At 69.2% G+C, this 26,391-nt stretch carries 13 protein-coding genes; 3 read left to right on the top strand and 10 right to left on the bottom strand.

Annotated features, from left to right (window positions below; translation table 11 throughout):
* The first annotated feature begins 63 nt into the window (after positions 1-63).
* Positions 64-606, top strand: coding sequence for a GntR family transcriptional regulator (locus ACFWDI_RS27355; RefSeq protein ID WP_385307694.1), 543 nt, complete (start codon positions 64-66; stop codon positions 604-606).
* Entirely contained in the window at positions 603-1,382 is a 780-nt protein-coding gene (locus ACFWDI_RS27350) for a GntR family transcriptional regulator (RefSeq protein WP_385307692.1), read from the top strand. The genes ACFWDI_RS27355 and ACFWDI_RS27350 overlap by 4 nt, the downstream gene beginning before the upstream one ends.
* 237 nt (positions 1,383-1,619) lie before the next feature.
* Here ACFWDI_RS27350 and ACFWDI_RS27345 read toward each other — a convergent pair whose 3' ends face one another.
* From ACFWDI_RS27345 to ACFWDI_RS27335, 3 genes are all read right to left on the bottom strand, one after another.
* Complete coding sequence (locus ACFWDI_RS27345; protein ID WP_385307690.1) at positions 1,620-2,378, bottom strand: SDR family NAD(P)-dependent oxidoreductase; 759 nt, start codon at positions 2,376-2,378, stop codon at positions 1,620-1,622.
* Positions 2,375-3,847 carry an MFS transporter gene (locus ACFWDI_RS27340; protein WP_385307688.1) on the bottom strand — a complete coding sequence of 491 codons (1,473 nt, stop codon included), beginning with the start codon at positions 3,845-3,847 and terminating at the stop codon, positions 2,375-2,377. Before ACFWDI_RS27340 ends, ACFWDI_RS27345 begins: the two co-directional genes overlap by 4 nt.
* A gap of 72 nt (positions 3,848-3,919) precedes the next feature.
* Positions 3,920-5,002, bottom strand: a complete 1,083-nt coding sequence (locus tag ACFWDI_RS27335; protein WP_385307687.1) for a diiron oxygenase — start codon at positions 5,000-5,002, stop codon at positions 3,920-3,922.
* Positions 5,003-5,433: 431 nt separating this feature from the next.
* Here ACFWDI_RS27335 and ACFWDI_RS27330 point away from each other — a divergent pair, with 431 nt between their 5' ends.
* Positions 5,434-8,565, top strand: coding sequence for a helix-turn-helix transcriptional regulator (locus tag ACFWDI_RS27330; protein ID WP_385307685.1), 3,132 nt, complete (start codon positions 5,434-5,436; stop codon positions 8,563-8,565).
* 247 nt (positions 8,566-8,812) lie between these two features.
* On the opposite strand, the gene ACFWDI_RS27325 is transcribed toward ACFWDI_RS27330, so the two are convergent.
* Genes ACFWDI_RS27325 through ACFWDI_RS27295 form a run of 7 tightly spaced genes read right to left on the bottom strand, consistent with a single transcriptional unit; the run spans position 8,813 to position 26,345 of the window.
* Entirely contained in the window at positions 8,813-10,417 is a 1,605-nt protein-coding gene (locus tag ACFWDI_RS27325) for an acyl-CoA carboxylase subunit beta (RefSeq protein ID WP_385307683.1), read from the bottom strand.
* Complete coding sequence (locus ACFWDI_RS27320) at positions 10,414-11,022, bottom strand: NADPH-dependent FMN reductase (protein ID WP_385307743.1); 609 nt, start codon at positions 11,020-11,022, stop codon at positions 10,414-10,416. The genes ACFWDI_RS27325 and ACFWDI_RS27320 overlap by 4 nt, the downstream gene beginning before the upstream one ends.
* A gap of 41 nt (positions 11,023-11,063) precedes the next feature.
* Positions 11,064-11,270: an MbtH family protein gene (locus ACFWDI_RS27315; protein ID WP_385307681.1), complete on the bottom strand. Its 207-nt coding sequence runs from the start codon at positions 11,268-11,270 to the stop codon at positions 11,064-11,066.
* 18 nt (positions 11,271-11,288) lie between these two features.
* Positions 11,289-12,524 carry an amidohydrolase family protein gene (locus ACFWDI_RS27310; RefSeq protein ID WP_385307679.1) on the bottom strand — a complete coding sequence of 412 codons (1,236 nt, stop codon included), beginning with the start codon at positions 12,522-12,524 and terminating at the stop codon, positions 11,289-11,291.
* A complete protein-coding gene (locus ACFWDI_RS27305) occupies positions 12,509-16,765 on the bottom strand; it encodes a type I polyketide synthase (RefSeq protein WP_385307677.1) in 4,257 nt (1,418 codons plus the stop codon). The genes ACFWDI_RS27310 and ACFWDI_RS27305 overlap by 16 nt, the downstream gene beginning before the upstream one ends.
* Positions 16,762-21,228, bottom strand: a complete 4,467-nt coding sequence (locus ACFWDI_RS27300) for a MupA/Atu3671 family FMN-dependent luciferase-like monooxygenase (protein ID WP_385307675.1) — start codon at positions 21,226-21,228, stop codon at positions 16,762-16,764. The genes ACFWDI_RS27305 and ACFWDI_RS27300 overlap by 4 nt, the downstream gene beginning before the upstream one ends.
* On the bottom strand, positions 21,225-26,345 hold the full coding sequence (locus ACFWDI_RS27295; RefSeq protein ID WP_385307673.1) for an amino acid adenylation domain-containing protein: 5,121 nt from the start codon (positions 26,343-26,345) through the stop codon (positions 21,225-21,227). Before ACFWDI_RS27295 ends, ACFWDI_RS27300 begins: the two co-directional genes overlap by 4 nt.
* Positions 26,346-26,391 lie beyond the last annotated feature (46 nt).

Here is a 26,391-nt window from a genome sequence, read left to right as displayed (position 1 = left end):
AGTGATGCGCTTACCGTGTAAAGCAGCAAGGTTCGGAGATCGTCACCTGTGCAGGAGGATGCCGTGGGCGCCAGCGAGTGGGTCAGCACCTCGATGCCCTATCTCACGCCGAGGAAAGAAGGGCAGCCCGACGCCTGGGGGGCCGAGGCAGCGTCCCGAGGACACAGAGGCCGCCAGCGCATCGTTCACGCGGGCGAAGTCGTGGCGCCGCCTGAAGTGGCGGAGCTGCTCGGGGTCGCCGAGGGAACGGATGTCGTCGTACGCCGACGCATCATGTATCTCGACGACCAGCCATACGAATTGACGGATACCTACTACCCTGCGCCTATCGCCCGGGGGACGCGCCTCGCAGGGACGGCCAAGATCCCCGGTGGCGCGGTTACCCTCCTTGCCGAGCTCGGGCACATTGGCGTACGCGTCCGCGAGGACGTGATCGCCCGGATGCCCCGCGCGGAGGAGCGGGAGGCCTTGCAGACCGGGCCGGTTGAGCCGGTCCTGCAGCTGACACGGACCACACTGGACGGCGACGACAGGCCGATTCAGGTGGACAGGATGACCATGCCTGCCGACCGCCAGCGGCTGCGTTACGAGATCAGAATCGGATGACGGTGCCCACGACCGAAGCGAACGCGTTCGACCACCGCTCTCTGCACGAGCGGATTGCCGCCGACCTGCGCGACGAAATCATGAGCGGCGACCTCGGTCCCGGGGCCAAGCTGCCATCGACCGTGCAGCTCAAGGCCAGGTTCGATGCCTCGAACGCCACCGTGCAGAAGGCGTTGCAGCTCCTCAAGGACGAGGGCCTGGTCATCGGACGAGCCGGCGCGGCCGTGACGGTCCGCGAGCACCGGCAGCGGACCATGCGACCCGCGTCGTACATGGCTCCTGCGCCCGCCGGGGAGCCGTACCGCTGGCTCACCGAGGCCGCGAACCACGGCGTGCAGGCGCGGAGCCGGCTGCTCGACGTCGGGGAAGCCGTGCCCCCTGCGGATGTCTCCGCCGCCTTGGACCTCCCCGAGGGCGGTACGGCGCTGCTGCGTCGCCAGGTGCTCATGCTCGACGACGAGCCGGCGGAACTGGTCACGTCCTACTACCCGCTGGACATCGCCCGGGGTACGGCGATGATGGAGCGCCGCAAGATCAAGGGCGGAACGCCGACGCTCCTCGCCGAATTGGGGTACCCGCCTCGGCTGAGCGTGGACAGGATTTCCGCGCGGGTTCCTACGCAGCAGCAGTACACGGCACTTCAACTTCCCAGCGATCTGCCGGTCCTTCGGACCCTGCGGGTGGTGTACAGCGACAATGACCGCCCCATCGAAGCCACCGTCATGGTCAAGGCAGGTCATCTGTACGAGCTTCAGTACGAGTTCACCCCGGAGTGACAGGCCAACCGTTGGGAGCATGCGCGCCAGACCTGGTGACGACTGGACGAGCCACACCTCCCGGCCCTGCTCGGCAAGCTGCCGCGTGAGCGATTCGAGCCCAGCCACGAGCATGCTGAGCTGTCCTCCGAAGGCGGCAGAGTGTTCGCCGTGCTCGGGGGCTCGGTCGGCGCCTACCCCGACCAATCACCCGCGACCACGAAATCGCAGACCTGGCCGCCTCTTGCCCGTGGCCCCTCACCAGGGCGCGACACCCTCTTCCGTGATGAAGGCCCGGTCCGGCAGCTCATCGGGGGCCGCGGTGGCGAAGCGCACAACCGTCCGTGCGCCGTCGCGAACTGTTTTCGTACCCGCGAAGTTGTTCATGTCCGTCGCGACATATCCGGGAGAGACCGAGCAGACGGTGACGCCCGATTCCCTCAGCTGGTCGGCGAGGAGCACTGAGGTCATGTTCAGGGCCACCTTGGACGCACAGTACGGAATGAGGTCCGCTCGTCCCGCCGGACCGCTTCCCGTGGTCCGTGCGAAGGTGGCCAGCGCGCTGGTCACATTCACTACCCGGCCCCCAGCGGTGCGCAGCGCGGGCAGCAACGCCTGCGTGAGCGCGAACGCTCCGACGAAGTTCGTCTCGAGCGTGCTCCTCAGCGTCTCGACGGAAATCTCGTCGAGGGGCAGGCGTTCCCCCCGGACCACTCCGCTCACTCCCGCGTTGTTGACGAGGATGTCGAGACGGCCGAAAAATTCGTCGACGAGCTCGGCGACCGACCGGACCGATTTCTCCTCGGTCACATCCAGCCGTGCGAATCGGATGTCACCGCCCTCGGCCGCGAGTTCGGCCGCAGCGGCTCTGCCCAGCTCGTCGTTCCGGGCGGTGAGCAGAACGCTCATCCCCAGCGCCGCGAGTTGTCGGCTGATCTCCTTGCCGAGCCCCTTGTTGGCGCCGGTCACCAGTGCCGTACGCCGTGGGGTGGCCTCGTGCCGCTCGGAGTCCATCATCCTCGGCTCCGTTCCTCAGCGGCGGGCGACGCCGTCCCGGGCCTGGCAGCGGGGGCGGCCTGCGCTTGCGGCGGCGGGGTGACACGCAGCCAGAACAGGCTGATGAGCAGTGCGACGCCGGCGACGACGGTGGAGAAGGCGAAGACGCCCAGATACGCGTCGAGGTTCGTGCCGCCGCCGTCCTCGGTGCGCTGCTGCACGATCACCGCCAGTGCGGCGATGCCCAGCGCGCCGCCGAATTGCCGCGCGGTGGTGTTCATACCGCTTGCCGCGGCGAACCGGGTGGGCGGAGCGCTCAGCGCCGCCGCAGCCGAGGTCCCCATGGTGGCCGCCCCCATGCCGATGCCGACCAGGCATCCCGCAGGCAGCCAGAAGGTCAGGAACGAGGGGGTGTCGGTGAGCCCGAAGACCATCCAGAGACCGCACGCCACGAAGGCCAGCAACCCGGACAGCGTGGCGCCTCGGGGTCCGCCCAGTCGCGGGGCCAGCCGGCTCATGGCCAGCGCGGCGACGGACGCCGCGACCGCGCCCGGTGTCATGGCAAAGCCCGCCTTGAGCTCGGAGTAGTGCCAGGAGCCGGTCAGGTAGAGCACGCTGACCAGCAGCCACGGGTATTGCGCCATGCCGTACAGAAGCGACACCACGTTCGTGACGGCGAAGGAGCGATTGCCCAGCAGAGACGTCTCGAGGGCAGGCGCCGGATGCTTCCTGGAGCGCAGTACGGCGACGACCGCACCGGCGGCTCCGCCCACCAGGCAGGCCAGTGTCCTGCCGTCCCACCAGCCCCAGGTGCCGCCCTCGGTGACTCCCACGGTCATTGCACCGACCGCGAGAGCGACCAGAAGGGTGCCCAGCGGATCCGGAATCTGCCTCTTGTCCGAGCCGGCGGGACGGGGCAGCAGCCGTACGGCCGCGAAAATCAGCAGGAGACCGAAGGGGAGGTTGACGTAGAACACCGAGCGCCAGCCGAACAGGTCGACCAGCACCCCGCCGACGCTGGGGCCGACCGCCGCGGCGAACGCCGAGGCCGCGCTCCACAAGCCGATCGACTTCACCCGTTGGTCTGCCGGCCCGTCGAGGAGCAGGATCGCCAGCGATGCCGGGATCATCGCGGCGGCGCCCACCCCCTGCAGCCCGCGGGTCGCGATGAGTACAGGGAGGTTGGGCGCAACACCGCACAGCAGCGAGGCCACGGTGAAGATCCCGATGCCGAGAAGGAAGAGACGTCTCCGGCCCAGTACGTCCGACAGCCGCCCGGCCGGCACCAGGAGCGCCGCGAACATCACCGCGTAGGCGCTGATGACCCAGGAGAGGTTGGGCAACGAGGCGGTGGGGAAGTCCTTGGACAGATCCGGCACCGCCAGGTTGGTGACCGTGGAGTCGAGCATCGCGAGGAAGGTGCCCCCTGACGCCGTCAGAGTCACCGCGAGGTATCCCCGCCGCTTGCGGGCCGGTTCGGATGTCGTCACTACTCAGCACTCCCGAAAAAACTGGATGCGGAAAGGCCGGATCCGGCCTTCAGATATGCAGGTTGCGCACCGTCAGACGTCGGCGCCGCCCAGCGTGATCACCTTCTCGACCTGCTCGATCCTGGTGCGGTCGAGATCGCTTGCGATCTTCTCGTCCTGCTCCATGAGGGAGTCGAGATCGTGATGTTCGTAGCCGATGATTCCCATCTCACCGAACGCATGCTTCATCTTCCGTCCGAAGAGGCCGATGTCCTTGAGCGTCGGCACAATGCGGGAGAAGAGATGGCTGCGGAAGGCACGGAAGTGCTCGGAGTTGCGCATGAACTCGATGCACTCGTCCGCATCGATGTCGAGATTGTGCCAGACCTCTTCGCCGACGAACCGCTCCTGCATCTGGTAGCACGCCTCGATGCAGAACTCTTCACGCTCGTCCCGTTCCGCCTGGGTGAGTTCGGGGTAGTACTCGCGAAGCGCGAGCCGGCCGAATGCCACATGCCGGGCCTCGTCCTGCATCACGTAGGTATTGAGTGCCTGGGCGAGCGGCTCCGTGGCGTTGTCCCGGATCAGCCCGAACGCGGCCAGGGCCAGCCCTTCGATGAGAACCTGCATGCCCAGGTATGTCATGTCCCAGCGGGAGTCGGATACGACGTCATTGAGGATGGACTTGAGGCTGGGGTTGATCGGGTATGCCAGCCCCAGTTTCTCTCTGAGGTAGCGCGAATAGACCTCGACGTGCCGGGCCTCGTCCATCACCTGAGTTGCGGCATAGAACTTGGAATCAAGATCGGGCACAGTGTGAACGATCTTCGAAGAGCAGATCAGTGCACCCTGCTCACCGTGCAGGAATTGCGAGAACTGCCAAGAAGCGAGGTGATGGCGAATAACGCCCTTGTCCTTCTGGCTGAGCTTGTCCCATACTCGGGATCCATAGATGGCAATTGTCTGTTCCGGCACGCCCATGGGGTTGCTGATGTCGATGTCGATCGACCAGTCAATCCGCTCGGCCGCATCCCACTGTTTCTGCTTGCCCTTCTCGTACAGACCGAGCAGCCGGTCGCGGCCCTCGTCGTACTCCCAGTCGAACACCGTCGTTCCCCCACCGGGAACTTGCCACCGTGTCTGTTCGACCGGGAGTGCATAGATTCGTGTGCTCACGCGCGTTCCTCCAAACAGCGACAGCCCGCGCACTCGGACGGAGCAGGTGCACGGGTCAGAGGAAGTACGCGCCAAGTCTGGTCCACTCAAGGCTCACTAGGCACTGGGGATAACCCTGGGCAGGGACAGGGGTCGATCAGCCTCGCCCGTGCCTACTTGTCAGCCCGAACTCCCCGGATCCGGATGCCGGCAACCCGGCCGGGCCGGCGGCGCCCCACCGCCGCCGCGTCACGGTGCAGAACAGGACACCCACAATTGATCTCCACTTGTGGCCACCGCGAATCAGCCATTATTTTCGGCAAGTTCAGGTCAAACTCCTCGCCCATGCCGTGCCCTGCGGGGCTCACCCCGCGTGCGATTCGAACACTCCCTGCCTATGAACTCATGTCGAAGACGGCGGTCGGCATGCAGATTGCAGGGGTAATGGCAATATGTGCGTTACATCGAGCACCTGTGCGGTCACCCGCCCTGCTGCTAATGTGCCAAGCGTAGTGTGCGAAGCACGGGGGAGCGGTCCGCACCGACGCGGATGTGCGCCCTACTGCCACGACGGGGGGGCGATGGCACGTACCGGCCGTAATCTACGTCAGTTAGCTATTTCACCCGATTCGGAAATGTGGGATACAGCAGAATCTGCAACCACTCCCGCACAAGCAGAGACTCTCGCCGGACGGCGAGATGTATTGAGTGCGCTGAGCGGCGCCCTCCGTCAGGTAGGGGCGCGGCAGCCGGTTGCCCGGCTTGTCAAAATAACGGGAGACCCAGGCATTGGCAAGACTGCGGTACTGGGCAAGTTCGCCGGCATCGCCCGTTCCGGAAACTCCCATGTATTCACCGGCAGGGTCAATCGACATGATGATGACGCACCATTCGGTCTGATCTCGGACGCGTTCGACGACCAGCATGATCTCGTGCGCGCAGCAGTGGAGGGACTTCCCCCCTGGCAGCGCGAGGATTTGAACACGGTGCTCCGGCTGACCATGGACTTCGACCGAGAACGTGCGGCGGACGCTGTGAAGTCCATGGCGCAGACCGGCTTCCGCGCCGTACGCGAATTTCTGGAACAGCTGTCCGTGCCCAGGCTGGTTCTTGTCCTTGACGACTATCACGTCGCCGATCCGGCCTCCGTTGAACTCCTGGCGAGTCTGTTGCGCAGGCCACCGCGGGCTCCTGTGCTGTTCGTGCTCGCCTATCGGAATCGGCAGGCAACCCCATCGCTGCAGGCGGCCCTCCGCGGCCGGTCCGAGCAGGTGATCGTCGAGCACATACACCTGGAACCGCTTCTGGAAGAGGAAGTGGGCGAGATGCTGGCCGGTGAGGCCACCGCGTTCAACCGCCGGCACCTGTACCGGGAGAGTGGCGGAAACCCGGGATATCTGAAGGCGCTCATCTCCGAACAGCCGGTCTTCACCGCACGTGACGATCTGTCCCGGCTGAACCAGACCCCACGCTTTGGCAACTACGCCCGGTACACCGAGGAACTGGCCCCCCTGCGACCCGAGATGAGGGAGGTGGCGGATGCCGCCGCGGTCGTCGGCCACGAGTTCGAAGCCGGGCTGCTCACTCAGATGCTGGGCCGGAACGAGACCGCGGTGCTGGGCACGATCGGCGAGTTGATCCGGCGAGATCTGGTCCACCCGGTGGTACCCGGCCAGTACTTCGCCTTCCGTCACCCGGTGGTCCACCGGGCCGTGTACAACCACAGCGAACTGAGCTGGCGCGTGGACATGCACCTCCGTGCCGACGAAGCTCTGTGTACGCGTGGCGCCCCAGCCGTCGAGCGCGCCCCGCATGTGGAGCAATGGATCAAGCATGGCGATCTCCCCGCCGTCGAAGTGCTCGACGAAGCGGCCCGCACCGTGGCCTCCACCGACCCCGGTAGGGCATCGGCCTGGCTCGCCACCGCACTGCGCGCCCTCCCGCAGCAGCCCCGCTTCGAGGGCCGGCGGGCCAGGATGATGACCCAGCTCGCAGAGGCGCGAGGGGCGACGGGCCAGCTGCAGGAGTGCCGCGATCTGATGCATGAGGCGCTGAGCATCCTGCCCAGGGAGCCGGCACCCCAACACGCCGAAGCCGTGGCCTTCGCCGCGATGGTGCAGCGGCTGCTCGGACGCCGCGAGGAGACGGACGCCATGCTGCGCCTGGAGCTCGATGCTCTCGGCAGCGAGGACGCCCTGGTCCGTGCATCGCTCAAGTTCGAAATAGCCGCCGGACAGCTGCACAGCGGCGACCCGTTGGGCTGTTATCAGTGGGCGCAAGAGGCGCTGACCGTGGTGGAGCGGCACGGGCACCGCCCCCTGCAGGCGTCCTGCCTCGGCCTCATGGCCATGGCGAACACCGCCAACGGGCGGACGGGACTCGCTTATGAGCTGCTCGGACAGGCGACCACGATCCTGGACGGGATGCTGGACAGCGAGCTCGCGCAGAGCCTGGACGCAGTGATGTGGATCGGCTGGAGCGAGGTGCTGCTCGAACGCTGGGACGAAGCACTCCGGCACTTCGACAAGGGGGTCAGCTTCGCCACGCGCAGCGGTTACCGGCTGTTCATGCCGCACCTGCTGGCCGGCAAGGCGTTCGTACTCCGCGACCGGGGCAAACTCACCGAGGCACAGATCGCCGCCGAGCACGCGGTCTACCTCGCCGAGCGCACGGACAGCCCGGAAGAACTCGTCAACGCCTACGCGGTTCAGGGATACGTGGACATTGCTCTCGGCAATCTCGACGGCGCGCTCCAGAACTCCTTCGCTGCCACGCTGCAGCCCCGGCACTCGGCCAGCAGCTGGAAGGAAGCACTCGCCCTGCGGATTCTGGCTGAAGCCAGGTTGCTCAACGGCGACCCCGAGGGATGCCTGGCTCTGGTTACCGACGCGGGCGGTGCGGACCTGCCGACCGCCGACGCCGGTTCTCGGGTCGCCTGGTACGAGTTGCTTGTCCGGGCGGAGCTCGCCGCGGGCCGGCCGGGGCGGGCGGCGGACTGGGCGCAGCGGGCCATGCACGCGGCGAACCTCCTCGAGCAGCCCGGCCGTATAGCTCTTGCAACTCTGGCCGAAGCGCAGGTGCTGCTTCGCCAGAACCCGGAAGCGGCACTGGCTCCCGCACAGCATGCCGCGGCGGGGCTGGAGGAGGCGGGCCGGGCGATCGACGCACTGCGCGCTCGCGTGGCCGTGGGCCTCGCGCTGTGGCAAAAGGGCCGATTCGACGACGCGGCACAGGAGTTGAAGGCGACCCAGCTTGCCTGCGAGCAGCTGGGAGCCTCCGCTCTGGCGCGAGCGGCGCGCGTCGAGCGCCGCAGGCTGGCCGCCCGCGCCCCACACGCCAGGAGCACCGATTCGGAAAGCAGCGTGATCGCTCTGACCGGCCGGGAGCAGCAGATCGCCGCGCTCGTGAGCGACGGGCTGACCAACCGGCTGATCGCCAAGAAGCTGCATATCGCGGAGAAGACCGTGGAGATGCATCTGTCCAATGTCTTCGCCAAACTCGGTGTGTCGAACAGGGCAGCCGTCGCCGCGACAGTGACCCGCGAGGGCCCGGACTCCCTGCCCGACTCCGTCTCAGGGCACTGACGCGACGGGGTCCCGAGGGACGGACCTGCTTGCCGGTCCGTCCTGCCCGAGGTGTTCGGCCGGCAGGCCACACCTCAGGCAGGACGGGTCATCCGCGCCGGTGGCCGGCCTGTCCTTCCCGTCGGGCACACCCATGCCCGGACCCAGTGGAATCCCGGCAGAGATCCCGATGAGCGTCCGCAACTGTGCGTTCAGACCCTCCCGTGCGTGCGCCATGTGAACAGCAACTCCTGTCCTGTCAGTCCTGTCAGAGTGGAATATTGCTGTGCTTCTTCGGCAGCGGCGCGACCCGCTTGTTCCGCAGGGCGCGCAGCGCCCTGATCACGGAAATTCGCGTCTCGGACGGCGCGATGATGTCGTCGACGCAGCCGCGTTCGGCTGCGGCATAGGGACTGGTCAGCGTCTCCTCGTACTGTTCGGTCAGGGACCGCTCCAGCGTCACGGGGTCCTCGGCCGCGGCGAGATCGCGGTGGAACAGCAGGTCGATGCCGCCGCGTGCGCCCATCACGCCAATCTCCGCAGTGGGCCAGGCGAAGCAGATGTCCGCGCCCAGCTCCTTCGATCCCATCACCGCGTACCCGCCGCCGAATGCCCTGCGGGTGATGACGGTGATCTTGGGCACGGTGGATTCGATGTAGGCGAACCCGAGTTTGGCGCCGCGGCGGATGATCCCCCCGTACTCCTGGACCGTGCCCGGCAGGAAGCCGGGAACATCGACCAGGGTCAGGATCGGAATGCCGAACGCATCGCAGAACCGGACGAACCGAGCGGCCTTCTCCGCGGCGTCGATGTCCAGCGAGCCGGCCAGGTGCATGGGCTGGTTGGCCACCACGCCGATGGTGTGCCCTTCCATCCTGGCGAACCCGCACAGAATGTTCTGCGCGAACTGCGGGTGCACTTCGAGCAGGTCCGCGTCGTCCACGAGCCGTTCGATCACCTGGTGCATGTCGTACGGCTGCTCGGAGACGTCCGGGATCACCGAGTCCAGTTCAAGGTCCCGGGCCGTGCCCGCCGGATCGACACGTGTGGGGTAACTCGGCGGCTCGGCCAGGTTGTTGCTCGGGAAATACGACAACAGGTCCTTGACGTATGCGAGTGCGTCCTCCTCGTCGTCCGCCATGTAGTGCGCGTTGCCGGTCCGCCGCGCATGAACGCTCGCCCCGCCGAGCTCTTCCAGGCCCACCGTCTCACCGGTCACCGAGCGGATCACGTCGGGACCGGTCACGAACATGTGCGAGGTCCGGTTGACCATGACGATGAAGTCCGTCGCGGCCGGGGTGTACACCGCGCCGCCGGCGCACACGCCCATGATGACCGAGATCTGCGGGATCATTCCCGACGCGGTGACCACCCTCCTGGCCACCTGGCCGTACGCGGAGAGGGCCAGCACGCCCTCTTGGAGCCGCGCGCCGCTGGAGTCGTTCATGCCGATCACCGGGCAGCCGATCTGCATGGCGATGTCGAGGAGCTTGCCCACCTTCTCCCCGAACACCTCGCCGACGCTGCCGTTGAAGGAGGTCGCGTCCTGGGCGTACACGCACACCTGACGGCCGTCGACGGTTCCCAGGCCCGTGATCACGCCGTCGCCCATCGGGCGTCGGCTGTCGATGCCGAAGTTGGTCGAGCGATGGCGGGCCAGCGGGTCGGTCTCCATGAAGGAGCCGTCGTCCAGGAGCAGTTCGATGCGCTCGCGCGCGGTGAGCTTTCCCAGTACGTGCTGCCGCCGCGCTGCCCGCGGCGATCCCGGCTCGCGTGCCTGCTGCTGCCGTTCCCTGAACTTCTTGATGCGCTCTGCGGTGGTGTGCCGTACGGCACGTGCCGGCTGAGGTGTGGACTCGGGCCGCGCGGTCATCTGGTTGCCCCCGCCATGGTCTCGCTCGAGCCACCGAACGCCATGGCGAATTCGGTCACTTGCCGGCCGACCGTCAGCAGCTGCGTCTCGAATCGGCGGCCGGTCTCGATGTCGCTCGAGGTCAGAGGATGTTCGGTCGTGTTCAGCGTGACGCCCAACGGGGTCGGCCAGCCGCGCAGCGCGTGCACGATGGACCGCAGCGCGCACAGGGTGGTCCCTGCGGACTGCCACCCGGCGGCGGTGACCACACAGCCGACCGCACGCCCGTCCAGATAGGGCCGGGGGTCGTCACTGAGATCCTCCAGATAGTCCAGCGCGTTCTTGACCAGCCCCGAGATGCCGCCGTGATAGCTGGGGCTGGCCAGCAGCACGCCGTCCGCGCGGGCGAGGGCGTCGAGCAGTTCGAGGGCGGTCTCGCTGCGCTCCGTATGCTGCGGCTGGAAGAGCGGCAGCACGCCCAGAGATCCGGCATCGAAGAGACGGGTCCGGGCACCGGCCTCCGCCGCGCCCTGCAGCGCCATTGCCAGCGCCTTGTCCGTCGTCGATCCAGGTCGTCCCGTGCCGCCGATGCCGACGACCAATGGCTTCAACTCGCTCGGCCACATGGCCAAGTCAATCGTCTCCCTTCCCGGCCGTGGCCGGCGGTTCAGCCGGCGCGCACGCTGCGTGGGCGCAGATCCGTCCACACCTCTTCGATGTGAGCGAGGCAGTCCTCCTTGCTGCCGGAGAACCCCTCTGCGTGCCAGCCGTTCGCCATCGGCAGCGACACGTCCCAGATCGAGTACTGCTCTTCCTCGTTGAGCACCACTGCATAGCTGCTGGCTGCTTCCGGAGTGCTGCCGTGGTCGGCCATGAGCTGCCTCTCCCCCCGCTACTTGCGGGTGTCCTTGACGATGGTGCCGCCCTTCATCACAAGGACGACGCGGTCGGGGTTGTCGAAGAGTTCGGGCTCGGCGAGCGGATCGAAGTCCACCGCGACGAGATCGGCGTACTTGCCCGCCTCGATCGAGCCGATCCTGTCCGCGACGCGCATGATGGAGGCGTTCACCGAGGTGGCCGACATGATCGCCTCCCGCGCACCGAGGATCTTGGCTTTGAGCGCGATTTCCAGGCCCCGCCGGTTCTGGTTCGGCCCGATGAGATCGGAGCCGGAGCCGACGGGGACGCCGGCCTCCCGGGCGGCCAGCAGCCCGTCGGTCATGCCCTGCATCGTGTCGCCGACGCGTTCGCGGATCTGGGGCGGCAGTCCGTGCTGTTCGAAGTTCTCCGTGAGGACCTGCGCGATGGACAGGGTCGGCACGAGGCTGACGTTGCCGGCCGCCATCATCGCGGCGGTTTCCTCGTCGATCCCGGTTCCGTGCTCGACGCACTCCACGCCCGCTTTGACCGCGTTGTGGATGCCCGCGACGTTGTGCGCGTGGACTGTGACGTAGGTGTGCCGGGCCCGTGCCTCGGTCACCGCGGTGGCGATCTCCTCGATGGTGAACTGGGTGTCGTCCAGCGAGTCGGCGATGGACACCACCCCGCCGGTGACTGCCATCTTGAGGAAGCTCGCGCCCTGCCTGAAACACTCACGAGCGGCCTTGCGCACCTCGTCACTGCCGTCGGAGATACGGCCCACGGCGGTCAGCCCGCGCACCCGGAAGTGAAAGGTCTCATCCGGCGGCAGGAACGGCGAACCGAGGTGCCCGTGTCCACCGCACTGCACCAGGGGGGACGCGGACGCCCAGATCCTGGGCCCGGGCACGAGCCCACGGCCCACGGTGCGCAGCACTCCATGGTCGATCCCGCCGCAGTCGCGGACCGCGGTGAACCCGGCTTCGACGGTCTGGCGCAGCGTGCGGAAGATGTCCGCGGCCCGCTCGGCGACGGACAGTTCCATGTTGAGGATGGCCCGCGACTCGCTGGAGTGCCCGAGGTGGACATGCGCGTCGATGAGGCCGGGCAGCAGGGTCAGCCCGCTGAGGTCGACGAGGTCGGCATCGCGCGCCGGTCCCCTTACGTCCGCGTCGGCGATCCGTTCTCCGTCGATCAGCACCGAACCCCGGGGCACCGGGTCGCCGCCCAGTCCGTCGATGACCGTGGCGCCGGTCAGGAGTTGAGGCATGTCTCGTCACTTCTCCGTTCTGTGGTGGTCGCGCCGCCCTCGGGCGCGGGCAGCAGTTGCCGGCGTACGAAGAACCCGAGCATCCGCTGGAAGAAGGAGGCGTCCAGGGCTGGTGCGGGTGCCGGGTTCGGCGTCCGCAGGACGTTTCCGCAGTCGATCGCGGGCATCCGCCGGTCGGGCACATCTCCGAGCATGGCCATCAGCGGTGCCAGGGCGTTGTCCTCGCCCTCACGGTCCACCTGCTCGATGAGCGCCGCACGCCACTCCTCGAAGGGCACGCTGCGCACGGGATACCCGAACTCCCTGATCCTCTGGAAGATGTGGTTCCACTCGAGCGGCTGCGGGTCGATGGTGTGGAACGTCCGGTTCCAGGATTCCGGCCGCTGGGACAGTCCGACGACCAGCTTCGCCAGGTGGTCCACCGTGCCGACGGACAGTTCGTACGCGCGTAGCGGCGCGAGCCCCAGCTGGACGCATCCCTGGATGACTTTGGTGATGTAGTCCTCGCTGTTGGCGGCGCCGTTACGGCTGTCGCACAACACCCCGCCCGCGCGGTAGACGGACACCGGGATCCCGCGCTCCCGGGCAATCCCGACCAGGCCTTCGGCCACCCATTTGCTCTGGCTGTACGAGGTGTCGTGACCGACCGGCGGAGGCAGCGGATCGTCCTCGCGGAGGGTGTCCCGCTCGCCGGTCATCGCACCGGCGAGGACCGCCAGCGTGGAGATGTGATGCACGGGTTTGAGGCGCGACCGGGCAGCCAGCCGCAGAATCTCCTGGGTGCCGAGCACATTGGCCGACTTCAGGGCACGGTAGGGACGTACGAAGTTGACCCATGCGCCGCAGTGGTAGATGGCGTCGACCTCTGTGGCCAGCTCGTCGAAGCCGTCCGGCGTCAGGCCGAGCAGCGGCTTGGCCAGGTCGCCGGTCACCACGCGCAGCCGGTTCCCGGGCACCGCCAGACCGTACGAGTCCAGTGCGGAGCGGACCCGTTCCACTCCCTCCGCCACGTCCGCGGCCCGTACGAGGCACAGGACCGTGGCGTCCGTACGTTCCAGCAGCTCGGCGCAGAGGAAAGCCCCGACGAAGCCGGTGGCGCCGGTGAGCAGCACGGCCCTCGGCGGTCCGTCGTGCGGAGCGGGCAGATCGCCCGCCCGGATGTCCTCGTCGAGCAGCACCTCGTCCTCGAGGACCGGGCCCGACGGCACAGCCGGGGCATCCGTGCCGCCCAGCGCCCGTTCGACCATGGCGGCCAGCGCCGCCACCGTCGGCGCGCGCAGCACGTCCCGGGCGGCGAGGCCGGTGACGCCCATGCGCCGCAGCTGGCGGGTCGCCTGCGTCACCATCAGCGAGTGCGCTCCCAGATCGAAGAAGTCGTCGTCGACTCCGATCCGGTCGACACCCAGCAAGCTGCACCAGATGTCCGCTACTTGGCGTTCCGTCCCGGTGCGTGGAGCCACCTGCCCGTCGGCCTGGTCCCCGACCGCCTCGGGTGCCGCATCCTCGAAGTCCGGCTCCGCCTCGGTGTGCGGCCGGGTCCGCTGCGCCTCGACCCAGTACCGCTTGCCCTGGAACGGATAGGTGGGCAGCTGCACGCGGCGCGGGGCGGCCTCGCCGTGGAAGGCGTTCCAGTCCACGGGGACCCCCTGCTGCCACAACTGGCCGACGGCGGTGACCAGGTGGGCCAGATCGGGCGTCGGGTCGCGCGGCAGTCCCATCGTGGAGACCGCGACCGGAGCCGGCGCCATTCGCTGGGCGGTGGCCAGCGACGTCAGCGCCTTGCCCGGGCCGACCTCCAGCAGCATCCGGCCGGGCCGGTCCAGAACGCTGCGCACCCCGTCGGCGAACCGCACCGGCCGGCGCAGATGCTGCGCCCAGTACGCGGCGGATGTGGCCTCCACCGGAGTGATCCAGGTGCCGGTGACGCTGGAGACGAAGGGTATCTCCGGCTTGGACAGCGCAAGTTGCTCGACCTTGCGGGTGAATTCTTCGAGGTAGGGATCGACCATCCACGAGTGGCTGGCCACCGGCACGCTCACCTTGCGGCAGTCGATGTCGCGAGCGCGCAGATCCGTGAGCAGCGCCGCGATGTCCTCGTCCGGCCCTGCGACCACCGTCAGATCGGGCGCGTTGACCGCCGAGACCGACACTCGGTCGGACAGCAGGGGCAGCAGCTCCTCCTCGGGCAGCTGCACGACGAGCATCCGGCCCGGCGGCATCTTCGCGAACAGCTCGCCCCGGGCGAGGGTGATGTCGAGCGCGCCCGGGAGGGTGAACACTCCGGCGAGGCAGGCAGCAACGTACTCGCCGAGGCTGTGCCCGATCATCGCTGCTGGGCGTACGCCCCAGGCCATCAGCTGACGCGCCAGCGCGTACTCGATGGTGAACAGCGCGGATACCACGCCGGCCCCCTGGCCGCGTCCCATAGTGGCGGCGCCACCGGCGAGTTCCTTGCCGCTCAGCGCGGTGAAGGCGGCGGGGAAGAGCAGCCTGCGCAGGTCGAACCCGAGCCTCGGCGCCAGCAGCTCGGCACACTGGTCCACCTCGGTACGGAACACCTTCTCCGAGCGGTAGATGTCCAGGCCCATGTCCGGGTGCTGCATGCCGCCGCCGGGGAAGGCGAAGACCGCCTCGTGCTTCCCGTCGGGCGCGGTTCTGGTGATCAGCCGGTCCGGCTCCTCGCCCCGCAGCGCGCGCACCGCGTCCGCCGTGTCCGTACAGACCGTGAACCTCCGCAGCCCGAAGCTCCGTCGGCCGTCCTGCAGCGTGAACGCCACGTCGGCCAGGGTCCGGGACGAATCCGCGCGGTCGAGGTGGGCGGCCAGCCGCTCGGTCGCGGCATCCACGGTGGTCCGGTCACGTCCGGAGACGGGCAGCAGCTGCCACTCCCGCGGCTGCGCCGGCGAGGGCTCGGTGGCTGTGGCCGGTGCCTGTTCGATGACGACGTGTGCGTTGGTGCCGCCCACTCCGAATGAGCTCACCCCGGCCCGTCGCGGTCCGCTCGCCGGCTGCCAGTCGCGGGCGCCGTTCGGCACATAGAACGGCGTGTGTTTCAGCCGGAGTTCGGGGTTGGGCCGGGTGAAGTTCGCGGTGGGAGGGATCTGCGCGTGATGTACGGCGAGGGTGGCCCGCATGAGTCCGGCGACGCCCGCCGCCGCGTCCAGATGCCCGATGTTGGCCTTGACCGAGCCCAGCGCGCACTGGCCCACGGCGTCGGCGGACAGCTGGAACGCCTGCGTCAGTGCGGTGACCTCGATCGGGTCGCCCACTTGAGTGGCGGTGCCGTGCGCCTCGAGATAGCCGATGGTGGATGGATCGACGTTGGCAATCGCCAGCGCCGAAGCGATCACCCGGGCCTGGCCGTCGACGCTGGGGGCAGCGAATCCCGCCTTCATCGAACCGTCGTTGTTGACCGCAGAACCCCGGATCACGGCGTAGATGTGGTCACGGTCGGCCAGCGCCTCGGACAGCCTGCGCAGCACGAGCACCACAGCGCCGTTGCCCGGCACCGTGCCGCCGGCCGTCGCGTCGAACGGGCGGCAGCGGCCGTCGCCGCTGAAGAGCCCGCTGTCCGCGACCGGATAGCCGGCCTTCAGCGGCACATTGACCGTCACTCCGCCGGCCAGCGCGACATCGCACTCGTAACTGAGCAGCGACTGGCAGGCCAGGTGGGTGGCGACCAGCGAGGTCGAGCAGGCTGTCTGCACCGTGTAGGCCGGGCCGGTCAGGTCGAGCAGATAGGCGATCCGGGTGGCAAGGAAGTCCTTGTCGTTGAACATCCGTGCCGCGGGGGCCATCGGCGAGCGCAGGAAGCGCGTATTGGTGTTCAGGTTCTGGGCCATGTACTTGTTCATGAACGAGCCTGCGAACACGCCGACGGTGCCGTCGAAGCGTGCCGGGTCGTGACCGAAGTCCTCCATGGCCTCCCAGGCGGTCTCGCAGAACATGCGCTGCTGGGGGTCCATCGTCTCGGCCTCGCCCGCGTTGAAGCCGAAGAACGAGGCGTCGAAGTGGTCCGCGCCTTCCAGATGACCGGAGGCGGGGACGTAGTCGGGATCGGCCAGCGTCTCCTCGTCGATGCCCGCGGCCGCCAGCTCCTCCCGGCCGAACCAGGTGATCGACTCCACCCCGTCGCGCATATTGCGCCAGAAGTCATCGACCGTCCTGGCCCCCGGTACTCGGCAGGCCAGGCCGACGATGGCCACCGGCTCAACGCCGTCCAGCTCCTCGCCGCCCGTCACGCCCCACTCCGTTCCGCTCGCCGCTTCGCCTGCCGGGCGAACGCGTCGGCCCGCCTGCCCGCCGCCTTGCGCACCCGGTCCAGTCCGTCGCCGCCCCCCGCCGCGCCTGCCGGACCCGCGCCGCCTGCCGCACCCGCTGTGTCGAACGCGGCGACCAGAGCCCGCGCCGTGGGGTAGCGGAAGATGTCCACGAGGGACAGCCGATCGCCGAGCACGGGCTGCAACCGCGCCCTGGCCTGCACGGCGAGCAGCGAATTGCCGCCTGCCTCGAAGAAGTTGTCGTCCATGCCGATCCGGTCCGCGTGCAGCACCTCGGCCAGTGCCTCGGCCACGTGACGCTCCTTGTCGTTGTCCGGCGGCCGGTAGACGGCAGCCCGCCGGTTCTCCGGGGCGGGCAGCCTTCCGCGGTCCACTTTCCCGTTGGCCGTCATCGGCAGAGCGTCGACGAGGACGACGTCCGCGGGAACCATGTAGTCCGGCAGCGACTTGGCGCCGAACGTCTGCAGTGCGGGACCGGTCAGGGCGTCCGTTCCGTGCGGGACGGGCACGCAGTAGGCAACGAGGCGGCTGTGCCCGCCGTCCCCGCGCACCGCGACGACGACGCTTCGTACATCGGGATGTGCGCCCAGCGTGTTCTCGATCTCGCCGAGCTCGATGCGGTGGCCGAGGACCTTGACCTGGTGGTCCAGGCGGCCGAGGAACTCCAGCTCACCGTCGGCACGCCGACGCACCAGGTCGCCGGTGCGGTAGAGCCGCGCTCCCGGCTCCGCGGAGAAGGGGTCCGGCATGAAGCGTTCCGCGCTGAGCGCGGGCCGGTCGAGATAGCCGCGCGCGACACCGGGGCCGCCGAGGAGCAGCTCCCCGGGGACGTTGGCGGCCGTCGGCCGCAGATAGGCGTCGACGACATACGCCCTTACGTTGGCCAGTGGCCGCCCGATCGTCACCGGCGTCACCGGCCTGGGACCGCCCACTGACGCCGTCGTCGCCCAGACCGTCGCCTCGGTGGGCCCGTACATGTTGTGCACCCTGCCGGGCAGTAGTGTTGCCAGCCGCTCGGCCAGCGGGGCGGGCAGCGCCTCGCCGCCGACCAGCAGCCGGTCCAGCCCGGCCAGGGCGGCGGCGGCCTCCTCGTCCTCGGCCAGCAGCCCCGCCACAGAGGGCGTGCACTGCAGATGGGTGACCCCGTGCCGTACGAGCTGTGCCGCAATGGGCTCGTCGGCCTGCGCGGTGCGACGCCGGGACTCGCTCAGCTCGCGTGTCGTCGCGAGATGTTCCAGGGAGGCGAGCACTCGCTCGTGCTCGACGCCGAAGTCGATGAGGCAGGCGACCTCGTCCACCTCGATCGACTTGAGCCGGTCGATCACATCGGCGCAGTGCTCCGGTGTGCCCAGCAGCCCCGACGTTTCGAAGAACCGGTCGAAGGCCTGCGCGACGAGGTGGTCGAGCTCGTCCTCGGGCAGCGTACGCAGATCGATCTCTCGCCCCATCGCCCGGCCGAGACCGGTCAGCAGGTCGAAGGAGGACTTGATGTACGCGCACAGGGGCTCGCGCACGGTCTCGCGCACCTCGTCGGTGTCGCTCCCGACGAAGGTGTGGAGCATGACCGTCACCTGGCCGTTGCCCGGATGCCCGGCCTCGCGCCAGGCCTGCCGGTAGAGCTGGATCTTCTCCGCGAGCTGCTCGACGCTGTGCCCGAGCAGATGGGTCAGCAGCCCCGCGCCGCTCTCTCCGGCGAGCTGGAAGGTCTCCGGGCTGCGCGCGCTGGTGACCCACACCGGCAGTTCGTCCTGCAGGGGCGGCGGGAAGATGCGTACGTCCGTCTCGGCGTCGACCCCGTTGCGACGGCGCACGGTCTGCCCTCGCCACAGCCGGCGCAGCTCGTCGAGACCGCTCATCATGGCCTTCTTGCGGTCGGCGTAGGCGTCGGGCGCAAGTACGAAGTCGTCCGGCTGCCAGCCGGAGGCGACCGAGATGCCGACCCTTCCGTGGGAGATGTTGTCCACGACGGACCACTCCTCGGCCACCCGGAGCGGATCGTGCAGAGGCAGGACGACGCTGCCCGCCCGTACGGCCACGCGCTCGGTGATCGCCGCGATCGCGGACGCGGTGACCGACGGATTCGGGTACAGACCGCCGAACTCGTGGAAGTGCCGCTCCGGCGTCCATACGGCCGAGAACCCGTTCCGGTCGGCGAACTTGGCGCCTTCGGTCAGCAGCCGGTAGGCATCGCCCGGCTCGCCTCCCCGGTCGCCGCCGAAGTAGAACAGGCTGAGGTCCACCGGCTGGGCCTGCACGGAGGAGGTGACGGTCGTACCGCCCGCCCCGGCGCTGTGCGCACTCGGCTCGTCGCCACGGATGACCACCCGGTAGCCGTGTGCCAACGTCCACAGCAGTTCCAGCACTGAGATGTCGAAGGACATGCTGGTGACGGCAAGCCAGGTGTTCGGGGAGTCCCCGCCGAGCACCTTGTCCATGCCGCCGAAGAACGTCCGGACATTGCGGTGCGAAATCATCACGCCCTTGGGCCTGCCGGTCGAGCCCGAGGTGTAGATCACATACGCCAGATGCTGCGGCGAGACGGTGCCGGCCGGGCTGGGCCCGGCAGGTGTCACGTCCCGCTCGGGTGCATCGAGCAGCAGCGGCGAAGCGGGCAACCCCGCGATGCGGCGGGCCAGGGACACTCGCGTCACGATCACCGGCGTGCGTGAATCCTCGGCCATGAACGCGATCCGGTCCGCCGGATAGCCGGGGTCGAGTGGCAGATACGCGCCGCCGGCCTTGAGGACGGCCAGCAGTGTGACGACCAGGTCGGGCGAGCGGTCCAGATAGACGCCGACGGGTACGTCCGCGGCGACGCCGTATGCACGCAGCCGGGCGGCCAGCGCCTCGGCGCGCCGGTCCAGTTCGCGGTATGTCATCGCGTCCTGCGGCTGCTGGTCCGCACCCAGCAGCGCCGGGGCGTCCGGCGTCCGCGCGGCCTGCTCCGCAATCAGCTCGTGAACCAATACGTCCGGTACGGGCTCGCTGGGCGGGTTCCAGTCGACGAGGACGTGACGGGTCTCGTCCGGTGACAGCACGGGCAGTTGACGCAGCGGGGTGTCCGGGGCGGCCACGGCGGCGGCGAGGACAGCGCTGAACTGATCGCCGATCGAGAGCGCCGTGTCCTTCTCGAAGAGGTCGGTGCTGTACTCGAGGCGGGCCGACAGCCGGTCGCCGACGCGGGTCAGGCTCAGGGTCAGGTCAAACTTCGCGGTCTCGGTGTCGCCCGGCACCAGCCGTACCTCGCAACCCGGCAGGACCAGGCCGTCCGCATCACCCTCGTGGTAGCTGAACATGAGCTGGAAGAGCGGGTTGTGGGCCGGGTCACGGCTGGGCTGAAGCTCCTCCACCAGCTTCTCGAAGGGCAGCTCCTGATGCGCGACCGCGGACCGGCTCTCGTCCCGGGCGCGAGCCACCAGCTGCTGGAAGGTCGGCTCGCCGGAGACGTCAACGCGCTGCACCACGGTGTTGGTGAAGAAGCCGATGAGCGGCTGCAGGCCGGCCTTGGTCCGTCCCGCAACAGGCGATCCGACGATCACCTCGTCGCCGCCGGCCCGGGAGTGCACCACGGCAGTGAACGCGGCCAGCAGCACCGCGAACGGCGTGGCGCCGCCGGCGCGGGCCAACTCGCCCACCCGCTCCGTGACATCGGGGCCGATGGCGAAGTCCAGATGGTCGCCCAGGTGGCTCTGCGTGGGAGGCCTGGGACGATCCGCGGGCAGCGTCGCGAGGGCCGGGGCCCCGGCCAGCCGCTCCCGCCAGTAACCCAGCATCTCCTCCAGCGGCTCCCCCGTGAGCCGGGCCATCTGGTCCTCGGCGAAGGCTGCGTACTGCCTCTCCACCGGTGCAAGCTCCGGCTCCCGACCGTCCGTGAAAGCCCCGTACAGGGCGGACAGTTCGCTGCCGAGGACGCCGAGCGACCATCCGTCACAAGCGATGTGATGCAGGCTCAGGCAGAACCAGTGTTCGTCGGGCGCGAGCTGCAGCAGCAGGGCCCGTACGGGCACGTCCGAAGCCAGATCGAACGGCCGGCCGGCCTCCTGCCGGCACTCCTGCTCCGCCTCGGCCGCCGGGTCGGGCCGGGCGGACAGATCGCGGACCGGGATGGTCACGGGCTCCGCCGGCCGGACGAACTGGCGCGGCGTGCCGTCCACCGACCGGTAGACCGTACGCAGCACGTGATGTCGGCGCACCACCTGGCCGAGCGCGTGCTCCATGGCGGCGACGTCCAGCGGGCCGCTGATCCGGTAGATCAGGGGGACGACGTAGACGGCGCTGCCCGGGTCGAGCTGGTCGAGGAACCACAGGCGCTGCTGAGGGTAGGAGAGAGGGTAATGGCGCTCCGAGATACGCCGCTTGAGCCGCTCCGCGAGCCGGGCACGCCGGTCGTCGGCCGTGCCGCCGGAGAGAGCGCCGTCCGTCATCGTTCGACCTCGTTCTCAGCCATGTCACGCAAGAGTGCGTTCACCTCGTCGTCGGAGAGTTCGTCGATCCGGTCGAGCAGGTCCTCGTCGGCATCGGTCTCGCCGACGGTGCCGTGGGCCGTGGGCGGCGGGCGGTCGCCGTCGGCGGATGCGAGCGCGGCGTCCACTGCGGACGCGAGGCGCTCCACGGTCGGCGCGCCGAGGAAGTCACGCAGCGGCACGTCCACGACGAACAGTTCGTTGACCCTGCTCATCAGGCGCATCGCCAGCAGGGAGTTCCCGCCGAGAACAAAGAAGTCGTCCGCCACCCCGACTCCGGGGACGCCGAGCATTTCCGTGAGGAGCCCGGCCAGTGTCCGTTCGGTCGCGGTGCGCGGAGGCACGTGGCCGTCGAGCGGCAGCCGGCTGTCGTCGACCGCCGGCAGCGCGGCCCGGTCGACCTTGCCGCTGGCAGTCAGGGGCATCGCCGGCACTTCGGCATACGCGGCGGGCAGCAGATACGCGGGCAACGTCCGGGCGAGGAAGTCCCGCAGCTCTTCCGGGGAAGGCGCGGACCGGCCCGGCGCGCGCGCCACATAGGCGACCAGCCGCCGACCGGACGGGGCGTCGTCGTCGACGACGACCGCGGCCTGGCCGACGCCGGGGTGAGCGCTGAGCGCCGTCTCCACCTCCCCCGGCTCGATCCGGAATCCGCGGATCTTGACCTGGTTGTCGGCCCGGCCGAGGAATTCCACCGTTCCGTTACGGCGGTAGCGCGCCACATCACCCGTGCGGTACATGCGCGCTCCGCCACCGGCGTACGGGTCGGGCAGGAACCGCTCGGCCGTGAGCCCGGGGCGGTTCGCGTAACCGCGGGCCACGCCCGGTCCGCCGATGTACAGCTCGCCCGGCACGCCGACCGGCACGGGTCGCAGGTGCGGATCGAGCACATGGGCCGTGGTGTTGGCGATCGGCCGGCCGATGGGCACCGAGGGCGCACCGTCCGGCAGCGGCTCGATCAGGTGGCACACCGCGAACGTCGTGGTCTCGGTGGGTCCGTAGCCGTTGAGCAGCCGCGTCGGCCGGTCGGCGGCGGAACTGTCCAGCAGCTGCCGTATCCGGCTCACATTCAGCACATCGCCGCCGACCAGCAGATTGGTCAACCCCCCGAAGGTGGCCGGGTTTTGAGTCATCACCTCCGTGAACAGCGCCGAGGTGAGGAACATGCTGGTCACACCATGCTCGCTCAGCGCCGCCGCCAGCCCGCCGGGGGTGAGCAGCTGGTCCGCGTCGATGACGAACAGCGCACCGCCGTGCAGCAGCGCGCCCCACAACTCGAAGGTGAGCGCGTCGAAGGAGGCGTCGGCAACCTGCGCGAATCGCTCGTCCGGCCCGAAGGAGACATAGTCGGCCCCGCACACCAGCCGCAGCACCGAACGGTGTTCGACCATCACGCCCTTGGGCCTGCCGGTGGAGCCGGAGGTGAACAGGATGTACGCGAGGCTGTCGGGTGCGGCCTGCGCGGCCGGCGCGTGTGCCGGGGCGTTCGCCAGCTCCTCGGCCACCTCGTCCAGGACCAGCGTCCGCGCCGCCCCCGGGGCCAGCCGCCCCTTCAGACCCGCGCGTGTCACCACCAGCGGCGCGGCGACGTCGTCGAGCATCGCGGTGAGCCGCTCCGCCGGATATCCGGGGTCAAGCGGTACGTATCCGCCGCCGGCTTTGAGGACCGCCAGCAGCGCGATCACCATCTCGTCGCCGCGTTCGAGCAGTACGCCGACGGGCACGTCCCTGCCGACGCCGCGCGCCCGCAGCAGCTGGGCCAGGCGGTTGGCCCGCTCCTCCACCTGCGCGTAGGTGGAGGACTTCCCGTGGCTGACGAGCGCTGTCGCGTCCGGCCGGGCGGCTGCCTGCTCGGCGAAGAGCTCCGGGACAGTGCGTTCGTACGGGAACGGCGTCGCCGCTCCCCGCGCTCCCCGGAGAATGCCGGCCAGCTCGCCGTCGGTGAGCAGGGGAAGGTGCTCGTAGGAGAGTTCGGGGGAGTCGAGTGCCGCGTCGAGGACGGTCGTGTAGTGCTGGACCATCCGGCGCATGGTCTCGGGGTCGAAGAGGTCGGAGGCGTACTCCCAGATCAGGGTGATGGCCGCGTCGTCGTCACCGACTCCGCGCCCGGCGCGCTGCTCCGCACGCGGGATCACCACCACGTTGATGTCAGTCTTGGCGGAATCGTTGTGCAGCTCCAGCACGGAGCCGCGGATGCCCATGAAGTCCAGGTCCGGGATCTGTGAGTCGTGGAAGCTGAACATGACCTGGAACACAGGGTTGCGTGAGGGATCGCGGGGCAGCGCCAGGGCGTCGACGAGCCGGTCCAGCGGCACGTCCTGCCATTCGTGTGCCCGTCCGACGGTGTCGTGGACGCGCCGGACCAGTGCGTCGAAGCCCGGCTGTCCGGACAGATCGATGCGCAACGGCACGGTGTTGACGACCATGCCCATCATCTGCTCGATCTCTGTGAGTCGCCGGTTGGCGACCCCGCTGCCGACGACCACATCGCACTGACGGCTGTAGCGCGACATCAGCGCCGAGAACCCGGCGAGCATCGTGGAATAGAGGGTGGTGCCGCGGGAGTGGCTGTAGGCGCGCAGTTTGCGGCACAGTTCCCCGGGCAGGTCGATGCGCACCGAGGAGCCCTTGAAGCTCTGCGCGACCGGCCGCGGACGGTCCGTGGGAAGCTCCAACGCGGCCGGTATGCCGTCGAGTTCCTTGGTCCAGTGCGCCACGTACGCGTCCAGGACGTCACCTTGCAGCCACTCCCGCTGCCACAGGGCGAAGTCGGAGTAGCCGATGGCCGGCTCGGGAAGCGGCGACGGCTTGCCCTGCGCCAGACTCGGGTACAGCTCCTGCAACTCGCGCAGGAAGAGCGCGTACGACCAGCCGTCGTGCACAAGGTGATGTTCGACGTGTACGAGTGTGTGGTCGTCCTCGCCGTGCCGGATCAGCACCCAGCGGACCAGCGGCGGTGTGGTGAGGTCGAAGGGGGCCTGCACGGTCTCCCTGATGATGTCCTCGGCGCGCTCCGTCCCCTCGCCGGCGGAGAGGCCGGCCAGGTCGTGCAGCGGCAGCAAGACCTGCGTCGTCGGCTGCGGGAACTGCATGGGCCGACCGTCGACCTCCCGGAACGCGGTACGGAACACATCGTGGCGGCGCACGATTTCGGTGAGGGTGGCGTGCAGTGCGTCGATATCGAGCGGGCCGTGCAGCCGGATCGTGGCCTGCGCGTTGTAGGCGAGGTTGCCCGGCGCGAGCTTCTCCAGGAACCAGATGCGTTCCTGAGGGAAGGACAGCGGAACCGGTGTGCCCCCGTCCCCGCGCGCCCCGGCCCGGATCGGTGGCACGGTCAGCCCGGCGGCGGCCGAGTCGATCAGGAGGGCCATCGCCGCCACGGTGCGCGCTTCGAACACGCGGCGCAGGGGGAGCTCGCGCCCGAGCTCCGAGCGCACCCGGGCAGCCAGCCGCCCGGCCAGCAGTGAGTGGCCTCCGAGGGCGAAGAAGTCGTCGTCCGCGCCGACCGAGTCGAGGGACAGAAGGTCGGCCAGCATGTCGGCGAGCGCGCGTTCGGTGGGGGTGCGGGGCTCCGTACGGCCGGAGGATTTGCGGGATCCCCTGGCGGGCACGGGCAGTCGGTCCCGGTCGATCTTGCCGCTCGGTGTCAGAGGCATCTGCGCCAGAGGCACAACGACGGCCGGCACCATGTGCTCCGGGAGACACTCGGCGAGATGGGCCCGTAGCCCCGCGGCGTCGAGGCCGGCGCCGGTCGCGTAGGCGACGAGCCGCGGCCCGGCCCCGTCGTCACGCGGGATTACCACGGCATCGGTGACCTGCGTGTGCTCGGCCAGCTGCCGGGCAATCTCGTCCGGTTCGATGCGGAAGCCGCGGATCTTGACCTGGTGATCCAAGCGGCCGAGGAACTCCAGGCTGCCATTCTCCCGCTCGACCACGCGGTCACCCGTGCGGTACAGCCGTGCACCGGTCTCGGCAGAGCCGGGGTCGGGGATGAACCGCTCCGCGGTCAGGCCCGGTCGCCCGAGATAACCACGCGCCACGCCCGCCCCGCCGATGAGCAACTCGCCGGGCGTGCCCGCGGGCACCGGCCGCAGCGACTCATCGACGACCAGGGTGCGGGCGCCGCGGATGGCCGTGCCGATGGACGGCTTGCCGCCGTCGGCAGTCAGCTCGGCGACCGTGGCCCACACGGTGGTCTCGGTGGGCCCGTACGCGTTGAACATGCGGCGTCCGGGCAGCCACTGCTCGACGAGGTGCTCCGGAAGCGCCTCGCCGGCGCACACCAGCACGGCCAGGTCGGGCAGCGGGGTCTCCGGCAGCGTGGCCAGCACCGAGGGCGGCAGCGTGAGATGGGTGATGCGACGGTCGCGCAGAAAGTCCGCGAGCCCGGGGCCGGGCGCGATGTCGTCGCGTGGCGCCAGCACCAGGGTGGCGCCCGCGTACAGCGCCATCGTCATCTCGAATACCGAGGCGTCGAAGCTGGTCGGTGCGAACTGCAGCACCCGGCCGTCCGGTTCGACGCCGAAGGTGTCGATCTGCGCGCGGGCCAGATTGGCCAGCCCCCGATGGGTGAGTGCGACGCCTTTGGGACGGCCGGTGGACCCCGAGGTGTAGATCACGTAGGCGAGTTGGCCGGGCGTCGGGAGCGGCCACGGCTCTCCGGCGGCGGGCGTCGTCGGGACAGCGGGACCCGCGTCGGGGCTGATGATCTCCAGACCGTCGTACGCCGGGTCACGGGCGGTGTCGGGATCGGCGACGAGCAGGGATAGCCCGGAGTCGGCGATCATGTAGCGGAGCCGGTCGGCCGGGTAGGCGGGGTCGAGAGGGAGCCAGGCCGCACCGGCGCGCAGGATGCCGAGCACCGCCGGCGGTAGGTGGAGCGACGGGCTCGCCGCGATCCCGACCACACTGTCCCGGCCGACGCCTCTGCGGATGAGCCCCGCAGCCAGCCGGGCCGATCTGTCGTCCAATTCACGGTACGACAGCCGCTGGTCACCGAACTCGACCGCGATCGCTTCCGGCGTCGCCGCGACGTTCCGGTCGAATATCTCACTGAACAGTGGTGTCGTCTCAGGCATTTCTTTGGGCTCCCCGATTGCACTCGACCTGCGGTGACTGACTGAG

It is taken from the genome of Streptomyces sp. NPDC060064 (assembly GCF_042736455.1).
Lineage (GTDB): Bacteria > Actinomycetota > Actinomycetes > Streptomycetales > Streptomycetaceae > Streptomyces.
This window is presented reverse-complemented; position numbering and strand designations above follow the sequence as displayed.

Excerpts from the sequence above, each read along its gene's own strand:
- ACFWDI_RS27350 (WP_385307692.1), top strand. The coding sequence starts at position 603 with ATGACGGTGCCCACGACCGAAGCGAACGCGTTCGACCACCGCTCTCTG.
- ACFWDI_RS27345 (WP_385307690.1), bottom strand. The coding sequence starts at position 2,378 with ATGATGGACTCCGAGCGGCACGAGGCCACCCCACGGCGTACGGCACTG.
- ACFWDI_RS27330 (WP_385307685.1), top strand. The coding sequence starts at position 5,434 with ATGTGCGTTACATCGAGCACCTGTGCGGTCACCCGCCCTGCTGCTAAT.
- ACFWDI_RS27325 (WP_385307683.1), bottom strand. The coding sequence starts at position 10,417 with ATGACCGCGCGGCCCGAGTCCACACCTCAGCCGGCACGTGCCGTACGG.
- ACFWDI_RS27320 (WP_385307743.1), bottom strand. The coding sequence starts at position 11,022 with ATGTGGCCGAGCGAGTTGAAGCCATTGGTCGTCGGCATCGGCGGCACG.
- ACFWDI_RS27315 (WP_385307681.1), bottom strand. The coding sequence starts at position 11,270 with ATGGCCGACCACGGCAGCACTCCGGAAGCAGCCAGCAGCTATGCAGTG.
- ACFWDI_RS27310 (WP_385307679.1), bottom strand. The coding sequence starts at position 12,524 with ATGCCTCAACTCCTGACCGGCGCCACGGTCATCGACGGACTGGGCGGC.
- ACFWDI_RS27300 (WP_385307675.1), bottom strand. The coding sequence starts at position 21,228 with ATGACGGACGGCGCTCTCTCCGGCGGCACGGCCGACGACCGGCGTGCC.
- ACFWDI_RS27295 (WP_385307673.1), bottom strand. The coding sequence starts at position 26,345 with ATGCCTGAGACGACACCACTGTTCAGTGAGATATTCGACCGGAACGTC.